We start from the raw sequence: 13,741 nt of genomic DNA, 5'->3' as shown, positions 1-13,741 counted from the left end.
GGGGTGATCGAGTTCGACGGCGCGGCCTTCTTCCGGCGCAACCGCCCCGGCCCGCGCGTGGACCTGCCGGCGAGGCGGCGGGGAGTGGGGTACGTGATGCAGGACTACGCGCTCTTCCCGCACATGACCGTGCTGGAGAACGTGATGTTCCCGCTCCGCGGCGCGCCGGACCGGGAGGCCCGCGCGCTGGCGCTCCTCGAGCGCGTCTCCGTCGCGCACCTCGCCCACGAACGGCCCGGCTCCCTCTCCGGCGGACAGCAGCAGCGGGTCGTGATCGCGCGGGCGCTCGCCGCGAACGGCGGGCTCCTCCTCCTCGACGAGCCCTTCGCCGCGCTGGACGGCCCGATCCGCGAACGCCTTCAGGCCGATCTGCGCACCCTCCAGCGCGAGCTCCGGCTGGTCATGATCCTGGTCACGCACCGGCTGGAGGACGCGTTCGCGCTCGGGGACCGGATCGCGGTCCTCCGCGCCGGCCGCCTGGAGCAGGTCGGGCCCATCGAGGACGTGGTCCGCCGCCCGGCCACGCGAGGGGTGGCCGAGATCATGGGGATCCGCAACCTGCTCCGCGCCCACCGCATCCTCGACCTGCCCGGAGCCCGCCGCTGGGCCGAGCTCGGCGCCCGCCTGCCCCGCTACCGCATCGCTCCCACCGGCGAACTCGCCGAATGGGCGACCCCAGCCGGCCCCCTCGACCAGACCGACCGCCACACCCACCGCCACGCCTCCCACCTCTTCCCGTTCTGGTACGAAGGCGACCCCGCCTTCGCCGACCCGACGCTGCGCGCCGCCGCCGTCCGCGCCATCCGCGCCCGCCTCGCCTGGTGGCGCTCCGCAGCGTCCGACGAGATGGCGTTCGGACTCGTCCAACTCGGCCTTGCCGCCGCCAACCTGGGCCTGGCCACCGAGGCCGCCACCACGCTGGAACTCATGGCCACCCGCTACTGGCGGCCCACCCTGGTCTCCACCCACAACAGGGGAGCGCTGTTCAACACCGACATCTGCGGCGGCTTCCCCGCGGTCGTGGCCGCCATGCTGCTGCGCTCCCGCGAAGGCCGCTGCGACCTGCTCCCCGCGCTTCCCCCAGCCTGGCCTGAAGGGGAAGCCCGCGGACTGTGCGGCCGCGGCGGCGTGCTCGTCGACCACCTGGAATGGACCCCCACCCGGATGCGCGCCCGCCTGCGCGCCCGCCACACCACCCGAGTACGCATCGGACTCCCCGACGGCGCCACCCGGGTCGTCACCCTGGACCCGGACCAGGCAGTGGACGTGACCGCACCCCTCACCCTGCACCAGTGACCAGAACCGGCTCCCCGGCCCGGGGAGCCGCGCCCACACCCGCCCAGCCCAGACAGCACGACGTGGCACACGCCGAGGAACCGCCTTGGCCCGCAGCGACCCTCCCGCACACCTATCGGTGCGTGGTCTCCTTCATACGGAGCGTTGATTTTTGTTCGTTTTGAAGCCAAACTAATCGAGAGTGACGTCCGTGCCCTCGCAAGGAGCCCGCATGCTCTACCGGCCCCCCATGGTCCCCCACGAGCGCTTCGTCGCCGACCCACCGGAACTGCCCGTCCCCGCACCCGGGCACAGCAGTCCCGGCACCGTCACCCGAGCCGACCTCCTCGACATCACCGACCAGGGAATCCACCTCAAGGCCGCCACCACCACGGGCGAAACCCTCACCGCCAGCATCACCGCCTCCGCACCCGGCGTCATCCGCGTCCGCCTCAGCGCCCAACCCGACGCCGCCCCCCGCGCAACACGCGCCCTCACCATGGTCCACCCCCACCCCGACGCCACCGCCGACGTCACCATCAACGACGACCACATCGTCATCGCTAGCGGACCACTCCACGCCCACCTCACCCTCGACCCCTGGCACCTGCGCTTCACCGACGACACCGGCCGCCTCCTCACCGAACAAGACCGCGGCCACGTCGACATCAGCGGACGCTGCCGCACCCTCCCCTTCGGCCGCAGCACCGTCGACGGCGTCACCGCCTACCACGACTCCTTCACCCTCGCCAGCGACGAACGCCTCGGCGGCCTCGGAGAACGCTTCACCCCCTTCGACCTGCGCGGCCGCCGCGTCCGCATGTGGAACTTCGACGCCTTCGGCGCCGAATCCGACCGCGCCTACAAAAACGTTCCGCTCTACATCTCCAGCCGCGGCTACGGCCTCCTCCTCCACACCGGCAGCCCCGCCGAATTCGACATGGGACAGTCCACGCACAGCAGCGTGCAACTCCTCGTCCCCGACGACATCCTCGACTACCACGTCATCGCCGGCCCCAGCCCACGCGACATCCTCGACCGCTACAACCAGCTCACCTGCCGCCCCGCCCTACCCCCCAAATGGGCGTTCGGCACCTGGATCTCCTCCGGATTCATCCACGACACCCAACAGCGGGTCATGGAACGCGCCCGCACCATCCGCGAACGCGGCATCCCCTGCGACGTCCTCCACCTCGACTGCTACTGGCAAGCCGAAGGACACTGGTCCGACCTGGACTGGGACCGCAACGCCTTCCCCAACCCCGAACAGATGCTCGCCGACCTCGCCGACCTCGGCTTCCGCGTCTGCCTGTGGATCAACCCCTACATCTCCCACCTCAGCCCCCACTTCGAAAAAGCCGCCAAACACGGCTACTTCCTCCGCCGCACCACCGGCGAGGTCTACCTCGCCGACGCCTGGCACGGCTCCCACCCGCCCGTCGGCATCGTCGACTTCACCAACCCTGAAGCCACCGAGTGGTACACCGCCCGGCTCCGCACCCTCCTGCAGCAAGGCGTCGCCGTCTTCAAAACCGACTTCGGGGAAGGCGTCCCCGCCGACGCCGTCGCCGCCAACGGCATGACCGGCACCGACCTGCACAACGTCTACACCCTGCTGTTCAACGACGCCGTCGCCCAAGTCACCCGCGACGTCAAGGGATACGACCTGGTCTGGGCCCGCTCCTCCTACCTCGGCGGGCAACGCCACTCCGCCCAATGGAGCGGCGACAGCCAATGCACCTTCCCCGCCATGGCCGCCACCCTGCGCGGCGGACTCAGCCACGGACTCAGCGGCGTCCCCTTCTGGAGCCACGACGCCGGAGGATTCAACGGCACCCCCGACACCGTCCTCTACGCCCGCTGGGCCCAATTCGGCGCGTTCTCCCCCCTCGTCCGCTTCCACGGCACCACCACCCGAGAACCCTGGCGGTTCGCCCCCGAAGCAGAAGACGCCGCCCGCGAAGCCCTCCACCTGCGCTACCGGCTCATGCCCTACCTGTACTCGGCCGCCGCCGTCGCCGCACGCACCGGAACACCGCTCATGCGCGCCCTGTGCGTCGACTACCCGGACGACCCGCTGGCCTGGCAGGCCGAACTGGAATACCTCCTCGGCCCTGACCTGCTCGTCGCCCCCGTCTGCGGGCCGGAAGGCATCCGCAACGTCTACCTGCCGCCCGGCCACTGGGTCGACTACTGGAGCGGACGCCTCCACGACGGCGGCCGCACCGTGAAACTCCACAGCCCGCTCAACCGCTTCCCGCTCTTCGTGCGGTTGGGCGCCCTCATCCCGGTAGTGGAAGCAACCACCACCATCCCCGACGGCCCATTCCCCCCGATCACCCTCGTCAGTTGGGGCGGTCAGGGGCGGCGCACCGTCCTCACCGACGTCGACGGCGACACCGTCGTCACCGCCGTCCGCGAAGGCGACACCCTCCGCGTCACCGTGGACGGCCCGGCCCCCATCACCGGTGTCGACATCGTTCCCGTCCACGGGCTCACCCCGCCCACACACGTGGAACTGCACCGGTAACAGGGCCACCACCCCTCCGCCCGGGACCGCCCCGGGCAGGCTCCACTCCCACATCAGGAGCATGACGTGACAGCAACAGCACAGCGAACACCACCCCCGCCCACCCCCCGCAGACGCGGCATCATCGCCCGTGCACTCACCTGCATCGCGGCCGCCGCAACCGTGGCCGCAGTCGGCCTCGTCCACTCCGCTGCCGCCCCCGCCTCCGCCACCACCGGCTACACCTGGCGCAACGTCGAAATCGTCGGCGGCGGCTTCGTCCCCGGCATCGTCTTCAACCAGAGCGAACCGGACCTGATCTACGCGCGCACCGACATCGGCGGCGCCTACCGGTGGGACCCCGCCACCGAACGGTGGATCCCCCTGCTCGACCACGTCGGCTGGGACGACTGGGGACACAGCGGCGTCGTCAGCATCGCTACCGACCCGGTCGACCCCGACCGCGTGTATGCGGCCGTCGGCACTTACACCAACGACTGGGACCCCAACAACGGCGCGATCAAACGCTCCACCGACCGCGGAGAAACCTGGGAAACCACTGAACTACCGTTCAAACTCGGCGGCAACATGCCCGGCCGCGGCATGGGGGAGCGGCTCGCCATCGACCCCAACGACAACAGCGTGCTCTACCTGGGCGCACCCAGCGGCCACGGCCTGTGGAAGAGCACCGACTACGGCAAGACCTGGCAGAAAGTCACCAGCTTCCCCAACCCCGGAAACTACGTCGCCGACCCCTCCGACGTCGGCGGATACCTGGGAGACAACCAGGGCGTCGTCTGGGTCGTCTTCGACCCCACCAGCTCCTCGCCCGGCCACGTCACCAAAGACATCTACGTCGGGGTGGCCGACAAGCAGAACACCGTCTACCGCTCCACCGACGGCGGCCAGACCTGGGAGCGCATCCCCGGACAGCCCACCGGCTTCCTCGCGCAAAAAGGCGTCTTCGACCACGTCAACGGACTGCTCTACATCGCCACCAGCGACACCGGCGGCCCTTACGACGGATCCGACGGTGAAGTGTGGCGCTACGACACCACGACCGGCACCTGGACCGACATCACCCCCGCCGATCCCGACGGCTTCGAATACGGTTTCAGCGGCCTGACCATTGACCGGCAGAACCCGGACACGATCATGGTGGTCAGCCAGATCCTGTGGTGGCCCGACATCCAAATCTGGCGTTCCACCGACCGCGGAGAAACCTGGAGCCGCATCTGGGAGTTCAGCGGATACCCCGACCGCACCCTGCGCTACAACCACGACATCTCCGCGGCCCCGTGGCTGGACTTCAACCGGCAGGACAACCCGCCCGAAGTCAGCCCCAAGCTCGGTTGGATGACCCAGGCCTTCGAAATCGACCCGTTCAACTCCGACCGCATGCTGTACGGCACCGGAGCCACCATCTACGGCAGCGACAACCTCACCAACTGGGACGAAGGCAAGAAGATCGACATCAAGGTCCGCGCTCAAGGTATTGAAGAAACCGCGGTCCAGGACCTCATCGCCCCGCCCGGCGACACCGAACTGGTCTCCGCCCTCGGCGACATCGGCGGTTTCGTCCACGACGACATCACCGTCGTCCCCGACGCCATGTTCGACTCGCCCTTCCACGGCAACACCCGCAGCATCGACTTCGCAGAACTCAACCCGAGCGTCATGGCCCGGGTAGGGGAAGCGGTCGACGGGGAAGTCGACTCCCACATCGGCATCTCCACCAGCGGCGGATCACGCTGGTGGGCCGGACAGGAACCCTCCGGAGTCACCGGCGCTGGCACCGTCGCGGTCAACGCCGACGGGTCGCGCATCGTGTGGAGCCCCGACGGCACTGGCGTGCACTACTCCACCACCCTCGGCTCTTCGTGGACCCCGTCCCAGGGAGTCCCCGCCGGGGCCCGCGTGGAAGCCGACCGGGTCAACCCGGACAAGTTCTACGCCTTCGCCAACGGCACGTTCTACACCAGCACCGACGGCGGTGCCACCTTCACGAAATCCTCCGCCGCCGGCCTGCCCACGAAGGGCAACATCCGTTTTGCGGCCGTCCCCGGCCACGAAGGCGACATCTGGCTGGCAGGCGGGGAAACCAACAGCACCTACGGCATGTGGCGCTCCACCGACTCCGGGGCCACCTTCACCCGGATCACCGCCGTGGACGAAGGCGACGTCGTCGGATTCGGCAAACCCGCCCCCGGCCGCAGCTACCCCGCTGTCTACACCTCGTCGAAGATCAACGGGGTGCGCGGCATCTTCCGCTCCGACGACGCAGGCACGACCTGGGTCCGGATCAACGACGATCAGCACCAGTGGGCCTGGACCGGTGCGGCCATCACCGGCGACCCCGACGTCTACGGCCGCGTCTACATCGGCACCAACGGCCGCGGCGTCATCGTCGGCGACCTGGACGGGCCGCCACCGCAGCCCACCGAGGAGCCGACAGAAGAACCCTCCACCCCGCCCACGGAAGAACCCACCGAGGAGCCCACGGAGGAACCGTCCACTCCGCCAACGGAGGAGCCGCCCGGTGACGCCGCCTGCGCTGTCTCCTACCAGGTCCTCAACGAGTGGGGCGGCGGCTTCCAAGGCGAGGTGACCATCACCAACACCGGCGACACGCCGATCAACGGCTGGGAGCTGACGTGGACCTTCCCCGACAACCAGCAGATCACCCAGGCATGGAACACCCAGCTCACCCACTCGGGAGCCAAGGTGACCGCCCGCGACGCGGGATGGAACAGCACCATCGCCCCCGGCGGCACTGCGAGCTTCGGATTCCTCGGCTCGCCTGCCCCCGGCAGCAAGCCGACCGAGTTCACCCTCAACGGGACCCCGTGTTCGGCAGCCGGCTAGGTCAGCCCTGAGACCAGCGGCCCGGACGCCACACCGTGGAAACCCCGGTTGCGCAGTCCCCGCCTGGCGCCACCACGGCAGCGCCCGGGCCGCTGCCGACCGGGCGCGCGACACCACTAGTCGAGCACCCGGTTATTGCAAAGCCCTCGTGCCCCGTCCGCACGAGGGCTTTTTCCGCACTCGGGCCTCCTGCAGGGCATCCCATACCCGAAGGCTTCACCCGGGCACCCGCCCGGCCAGGACTGTGTGCCCCCTGCCTCCGGCACACACAAGAACGAACCAGGACACAGCCCTTAGCCATGCGGAAACCCGCGGCATCTGAGCTCGGCCCACACCCCGCCAGCCTCACCCAAACAGGGAAGCGGCCGCGCGGCCCCAGCGGACGGCCTTCCGACCTACGGCAGGGGAGGGAAGAGCCTACGCAAGGCCTCCGAATACCAACCACCAGCAGACCACTCCAGGCCGGGCCGCTCGCACCACGCACCACCGGCGGCCAGAGGAGACACCCGCGACGAGAAAGGCCGGAGAACCCGGCACGCCCCCACCAAACCAGTAAAAAAGACTCGCACGGCGCCCGCCGAGTCCAGTCACACACAAACATGAGGCCGTGCCCGCAGCCCCGAAGACGAGCACGGCCTGTCTCTCACCCCTTCACCGCGCCGATGATCACACCCTTGGTGAAATGGCGCTGCACAAACGGGTACAGCACCAGCACCGGCACCAGCGCGATCACCACAATCGCCATCTGCAAGGCGAGACTCGGCGGCAGGGTGCTCGCCGTCTGGGAGGCGTCCGCCAACGCACCCACGCTAATGTTCTGCCCCTGCTGCACGTACTGGCGCAACACCAGTTGCAGCGGCCACTTAGCGTTGTCGTTGATGTAGAGGATCGCGTTGAAGAACGCGTTCCAGTAGCCGACCGCGTAAAACAGTCCGACCACCGCCACCACACCCTTGGACATGGGGAGCACCAGCCGGGTGAGGATCGTCCACTCGCTGGCCCCGTCCACCCGGGCGCTGTCCGCGATCTCGCTCGGCAAGTTCATGAAGAACGCGCGCATCACCACTAGGTTGAACGCGTTGATCGCAGTCGGCAGGATGAGCGCCCAGTAGCTGTCGATCAACCCCAAAGAGCTGACCAGCAGATAACTGGGGATCATGCCCGGGCTGAACAGGAACGTCAGCAAAACCAGGAACAGCAACGGCCGGTGCAGCAGCGACCCGGGCCGCGACAACCCGTAGGCGGCCAGGATCGTCGCGCTCAAACTGATCGCGGTCCCGACCACGGTCACCCCTACACTGACCGCCACCGCCCGCGTCACCACGCCGCCCGCGAACAGCTCCGCATAGGCGGCTAAGGAAAACCCGCGGGGGATCACCACCAGGCCGCCCGCCTCGTTGATCGCCGAAGCAGGCGAAAAACTGGTCAACACCACCACATAGATGGGGAACAGCACCGCTAAGGCAATCCCGGTAAGCACCAGCGCCTTAGCGATCCGCTCCACCAGGGAAGGGGTCTCAGCCCACACCGGGCGCTGCCGTGTCAGTGTCGTCATGATGTCCGCCGGTAGATTCCGTTCTCACCCAGCATGTGGGCGACCTTGTTCGCCACCAAGATCAGCACCAGGCCGACAACGCCTTTGACCAGGCCCGCAGCCGCGCCGTAGCTCCACTCACCCACCGCCAGGGTCTGCCAGTAGATGAACGTGTCGAGCACCTCCGCGGCCTGCTGCCCCACCGCGTCACGCTGCAAGAAGAACTGTTCGAACCCCACGTTGAGGGCGTCCCCAAGCCGCAAGATGAGCAGGAGCACAATGACCGGGCGCAGCCCCGGCAGGGTGATGTGCCACAACCGCCGCCACCGGCTCGCCCCGTCCACGGCCGCAGCCTCATACAGGTTCTGGTCGATCGCGGCTAGCGCGGCGAGGAACACGATCATCCCCCAGCCCGCGTCCTTCCACACCACCTCAGCGGTGACCAGCAGCAGGAACGTGTCCGGGTTGGTCATAATGTCCAACCCTTCATAGCCGTGCTGCCGCAGCATCTGCGAAATCAGCCCGGCACCGCCGATGATCTGCTGGAACAGTGTGATGACCAGCACCCAGGAGAAGAAGTGCGGCATGTACACCACGGTCTGCAGCAGCATGCGGATCCGCGGGGAGAGCACACTGTCCAACAGGATCGCCAACGCGATCGGCACGGGAAAGTAGAACACCAACTGGAACGCGGTGATGGTGAGCGTGTTCAGGGTCGCGTCCCAAAACGCCGGGTCGGTCAGCAGCCAGTAGAAGTTGTCGAAACCGACAAAAGGACTGTCCCAGATCCCCCGGTAAGGGGAGTAGTCCTGAAACGCGATGATGTTGCCCAGCGTCGGGATGTAGTGGAAGACCAGCAGCAGCCCCAACGCGGGCACGGTCATCAACAGCAACTGCCAGTCCTGGCGCAACCGGGCCCGGAGCGGTTTAGCGGCAGGACGGTGCTTCGTCTTCCGGCTGTCCCGCGGGGTGCGCGCGGCCCCCTGAGGCGCTGCTGCAGTATCGGGGGCAGCCGCGCGCACCGCAGAGCGGGGCCGGAGCATCCGGTCAAGCACGGCCGTGCTCGGCGAGGACGTCGCCGTAGAAGTCGCGTGCCGCATCACCGCCGTCCCGCCGCCACTGGGCGACGACCTCGCTGAGCTCACTCACCTCGCGGCGGCCCCGCAGAATGTCCGTGATCTTGTCTTCCGTGGGCTGCTCAGCACTGACATACGCCGACGGCCGCTGGATCCGGATCCCCTCGAACGGGTTCTCCTCGGTGTACTGCGCGGCCTCGTTGAACCAGGCAGTGAAAGACTCCACGTAGTCCGGGTACTCGCTTTCCGCGATCGCGTTGTTGCGGCCGCTGATGAACAGGTAGCCGTTGGACACTTCTTTCTGCCCGAGCTCGGTCAGCTCGGGGGCACCGTCGTCGTTCAGCTCGTAGTGCCGCCCCTCCTCGCCGTAGCGGTACACCATGTACTCGACCGTGCCGAACGGGGCCGCACAGTAGTTGAGCACCGCGAGGATCTCGGTCACCTTCTCCTCGCCCAAGCCCTTCTTGATGAACACGCTCTGGCTGGACGGGTCGTTGCCGTGCAGGGACGGGGTGCCGCCGTCGTGCGCGAACACCGGCACCAAGTCCATACGGAAGTCGGGGTTCTGCGGCAGGATCGCCTGGTAGGCCTCGGTCCACGCGCCAAACCCGTCCTGGGTGATGACGATCTTGCCGCTGTTGAACAGCTCCTTGGAGTTCGCTCCGGTCCCCGCCGCGATATCCGGGTGGACGAGCCCAGCGTCGTAGACGCGGCGCATGAACGCCACAGCCTCCTCGAACTCGGGAGTCTCATAGCGGTGGACAAGTTTTCCGTCCTCATACCGCCACTCCCGCGGCGCCCGGAAAATCTGGCGGGCCACCCGGTAGAAGTCGCCGAACGCCCACCGGTTGTTGCGCGGGTCGTTGATCTCCTCACCGAGTTCGAACAGCTCCTCAGCAGTGGTGGGCAGACCCCAGCCGTGCTTGTCGAACAGGTCCTTGCGGTAGAAGATCCACTCCGACAGCGGATCGGTGGGCCACGGCACCCCGTAGAGCCGGTCGCTGAACACCCCCCACTTCCACGCGTTGGTGGGCAGGCTTGCCAGCATCGGATACGGTTCCACCGCTGATCCGGCCAGGTACGGGGTGAGGTCTTCGAAAAGCTGGGGCGCAGCCTCGTTGAAGTCGGGGATGAGGTTGATCGCCCAGTCGGGGATCATCGTGATGTCGACGACGTCCCCAGCAGCGATCACAGCGTTCATCTTGTCGATGATCGTGTTGCCGTCCTGGAACTGGAAGTCGATCGTGGTCCCCAGTTTGCTGTTGACGAAGTCGTAGAAAGAGTTCTCTCCCAACCCCGGCGGGATAGGCCCCCACAGCGGGGCCATCGCCTTGTAGCTGCCGCCCTTGCCGGGGGTGCCGTCCACCGCCTGCACCAGCTCGGTGGGGTAGGAGGTGAAACCGGGCGGGGCCCCGTGCGTGCCGGGAATGTCGGGCTCCACCGCTTGGAACGGAATGTAGTCGGGGACGAGCGCGTCCAGTTTGTCGAGGTTGGCCGCGGAACCGCTGCTGCCGGGACGCGGCCCCTCGGGGGCGCAGGCCGACAGCAGGCCGCTGCCCGCCACGAGTGCGGCAGCAGCACCGGTCAACCCGAGGAAGCGGCGCCGGCTCGGCCCGTGGCCGGGGGAGGGGTGGGAGTGTCTCATCGTCGTCCCTTCACGAGGGGAGCTAGGGGTCTGCGATGACTCTCTGGAGTCTTGACGTAGCCGCGTATAGAATTAGTTCGGGTTTTAGACAAACAAATTACTCTCGGGTGATGCGGACCACAAGATCCGCAACCGAAGCGCTACGAAACGGAGACGGGACACGCAGTGATCGGCAGGACCAGAGACCCCAACAAAGCAGAAGTGGGCGACGTCCGCGCCACCAACCTCGCAGTGGTGCTCCGCTGCGTCCGCGAGCAGGGCCCCTGCTCCCGCGCCGACATCGCCGCCGCCACCGGACTCAACAAAACCACCGTCTCCAGCCTCGTCTCCGAACTCCTGCGCCGCCGCCTCCTCCGAGAAACCGGCACCACCGAAAACCGTGTCGGCCGCCCCGCCATCATGCTCGCCCTCGACGGTGCCTCCAGCGCCGCCATCGGCATCGAAGTCAACGCCGACTACCTCACCGCCGTCGCCGTCGACCTCGCCGGCCGCCCCGTCCTCTCCTGGCGGCGCGCCTTCCCCGGCAACACCGTCTCACCCGCCCGCACCGTCACCGCCGTCACCGCACTCATCCGCCGCGTCGTCACCCGCATCGAACACGACGGCCGCCAAGTCCTCGGCCTCGGCGTCGCCCTCCCCGGACTCGTCGACCCCGACGGCCGAGCCCGCCTCGTCCCCTCCCTCAACTGGCGTAACGTCGACTTCGCCGCCGAACTCGTCGACGCACTCCGCGGCCCCGGATTCCCCGTCGAAATCGGCAACGACGCCAACTACGCCGTCCTCGCCGAACACCGCTTCGGAGAACACGCCGGCACCCGCGACCTCGTCTACCTCACCGGCGGCACCAGCCTCGGCGCCGGACTCCTCGTCGACGGCTCCCTCCGCCGCGGCCACTCCGGCTACAGCGGCGAAGCCGGACACATCCCCGTCCCCGCCCCCGGCGGAACCGCACCCCTCGAAACCGTCGCCTCCATCACCGCCATCGCCCGTCGCGTCCTCCCCGACGACACCCGCGACGACGAACACCTCTCCCTCGCCGAAATCGAACTCCGCATCGACGAAATCGTCGCCCGCGCTCGCGCCGGAGACCCCACCACCCTCACCCGCCTCCACGACGCAGCCAAAGACCTCGCCACCGGAATCTTCACCCTCGTCAGCGTCCTCGACCCCGCCCGCGTCATCCTCGGCGGCTACTACGCCGAACTCGCCCCCTGGCTGCTCCCCGTCGTCAACGACCTCCTCGACACCCGCGGCATCCCCGCCGACGAACCCATCGCGGTGGCCTCCACCCTCAGCCTGGACGCCCCCGCCCTCGGTGCCGCAGCCCGAGTCCTCGACGCAGTCGAACAAGGACGCCTCCCCGACAACACCACCCCCGCTCGCGCCCTTGCCGCCGCCGCCCGAGCACCCCGATAACCCGCAGACCACCAACCAGACAGGGACACACCGTGACCGAACCCTTCCGCGACCCCACCCTGCCCCCACACGAACGCGTCCGCGACCTCCTAGCCCGACTCACCACCGAAGAAAAAATCGGCCTTCTCCACCAATACCAACGCCCCATCCCCCGACTCGGTATCGCATCTTTCCGCACCGGAACCGAAGCACTCCACGGCCTCGCCTGGCACGGACCAGCCACCGTCTTCCCCCAAGCCATCGGCCTCGCCAGCACCTGGGACCCCGACCTCGTCCAACAAGTCGGCGCAGCCACCGCCGCCGAAGTCCTCGTCTTCCACACCAAAAACCCCGCCACTGTCGGCCGCAACGTCTGGGCCCCCGTCGTCAACCCTCTCCGCGACCCCCGCTGGGGCCGAAACGAAGAAGGCTACTCCGAAGACCCCTGGCTCACCGGAGTCATGGCCGTCGCCTACGCCCGCGGCCTCGCCGGACCCCACCCCCACCGCATGGACACCGCCCCCACCCTCAAACACTTCCTCGCCTACAACAACGAAACCGACCGCTGCACCAGCTCCAGCCACCTCCCCCCACGCGTCCTCCACGAATACGAACTCCCCGCCTTCCTCCCCGCCCTCCGCGAAGGCGTCGCAGTCGCCGTCATGCCCTCCTACAACCTTGTCAACGGCCGCCCCGCCCACCTCAGCCCACTCATCAACGACGTCCTCCGCGCCGCCGCCCCCGACGAACTCATGGTCGTCAGCGACGCCATGGCCCCCGGCAACCTCGTCGACCCCCAGCACTACTACGACGACCACGCCACCGCCTACGCGCACGCCCTCCGCGCCGGAATCGACAGCTTCACCCAAGACGACGACCGCGCCGAAGCCACTCTCGCCCACCTCCGCGACGCCCTCGACCGCGGCCTCATCACCGAAGAAGACCTCGACCGCGCAGCCACCCACATCCTGTCGGTCCGCGTCCGCCTCGGCGAATTCGACCCCGAACCCCTCCGCCGCGTCGACCCCGACACCGTCAACAGCCCCGCCCACCAAGCCCTCGCCCGCACCGCAGCCCGCCGCTCCATCGTCCTCCTCAAAAACGACGGCATCCTCCCCCTCCGCGACCCCCGCCGCGGGCGCCGCCGGGCCCGGCCGCGCCCCCGGCGGCGGCACGCGCCCCCCCACCCCCGCGTCTCCGCCCAGCCCCCCGCGCGGACGCCGCGGCCCCCCCCAACAGTCGGCCCCACTTCGTGTTGTTCGTGCCCGCGGGCCGCACCAGCCGCGACTCCAGCATCCTGAACCTGGAGCCCGCCTCCTTCGCCAGCCGCGGCATCGGGGTGGTGGAGGTCAACTACGGCGGCTCCAGCGGGTGCGGCCGCGCCTACCGGGAGCGCCTGCGCCGCCAATGGGGCGTGGTGGACGTCGAGGACTGTGTGGCCG

8 protein-coding genes and 1 pseudogene are annotated in these 13,741 nt (G+C 68.5%); 6 read left to right on the top strand and 3 right to left on the bottom strand.

The features are described 5' to 3' along the window. The 3 genes from CW348_RS00205 to CW348_RS00195 form a co-directional block, all read left to right on the top strand. Window positions 1-1,296: ABC transporter ATP-binding protein (locus tag CW348_RS00205; protein ID WP_287462274.1), on the top strand; the 1,296-nt coding region annotated here is incomplete at its 5' end. Window positions 1,297-1,507: 211 nt separating this feature from the next. Continuing rightward, a complete protein-coding gene (yicI, locus tag CW348_RS00200; RefSeq protein WP_011292039.1) occupies window positions 1,508-3,805 on the top strand; it encodes an alpha-xylosidase in 2,298 nt (765 codons plus the stop codon). Window positions 3,806-3,871: 66 nt separating this feature from the next. Next, entirely contained in the window at window positions 3,872-6,649 is a 2,778-nt protein-coding gene (locus CW348_RS00195; protein WP_104613064.1) for a cellulose binding domain-containing protein, read from the top strand. Between the two features lie 643 nt (window positions 6,650-7,292). On the opposite strand, the gene CW348_RS00190 is transcribed toward CW348_RS00195, so the two are convergent. The 3 genes from CW348_RS00190 to CW348_RS00180 are packed head-to-tail and all read right to left on the bottom strand — an operon-like array spanning window position 7,293 to window position 10,904. Further along, window positions 7,293-8,204: a carbohydrate ABC transporter permease gene (locus tag CW348_RS00190; protein WP_011292037.1), complete on the bottom strand. Its 912-nt coding sequence runs from the start codon at window positions 8,202-8,204 to the stop codon at window positions 7,293-7,295. After that, entirely contained in the window at window positions 8,201-9,226 is a 1,026-nt protein-coding gene (locus CW348_RS00185; protein ID WP_011292036.1) for a sugar ABC transporter permease, read from the bottom strand. The genes CW348_RS00190 and CW348_RS00185 overlap by 4 nt, the downstream gene beginning before the upstream one ends. Before the next feature lie 4 nt (window positions 9,227-9,230). After that, window positions 9,231-10,904 (bottom strand): extracellular solute-binding protein, encoded by a 1,674-nt coding sequence (locus CW348_RS00180; protein ID WP_104613065.1) that lies wholly within the window; start codon window positions 10,902-10,904, stop codon window positions 9,231-9,233. 165 nt (window positions 10,905-11,069) lie between these two features. Here CW348_RS00180 and CW348_RS00175 point away from each other — a divergent pair, with 165 nt between their 5' ends. The 3 genes and pseudogenes from CW348_RS00175 to CW348_RS00165 all read left to right on the top strand — a co-directional run. Next, window positions 11,070-12,320, top strand: a complete 1,251-nt coding sequence (locus CW348_RS00175) for an ROK family protein (RefSeq protein WP_011292034.1) — start codon at window positions 11,070-11,072, stop codon at window positions 12,318-12,320. Window positions 12,321-12,352: 32 nt separating this feature from the next. Then, a pseudogene (locus CW348_RS00170) lies at window positions 12,353-13,435 on the top strand (glycoside hydrolase family 3 protein); the annotation flags it as partial. A 125-nt stretch (window positions 13,436-13,560) separates the two neighbouring features. Next, window positions 13,561-13,741: prolyl oligopeptidase family serine peptidase (locus tag CW348_RS00165; RefSeq protein ID WP_394355879.1), on the top strand; the 181-nt coding region annotated here is incomplete at its 3' end.

Origin of the sequence: Thermobifida sp. (assembly GCF_017577275.1) — a bacterium.
Classification (GTDB): Bacteria; Actinomycetota; Actinomycetes; order Streptosporangiales; family Streptosporangiaceae; genus Thermobifida; species Thermobifida fusca.
Note: the sequence above shows the minus strand (reverse complement) of the source record. Positions and strands in the feature narration are given on the sequence as shown.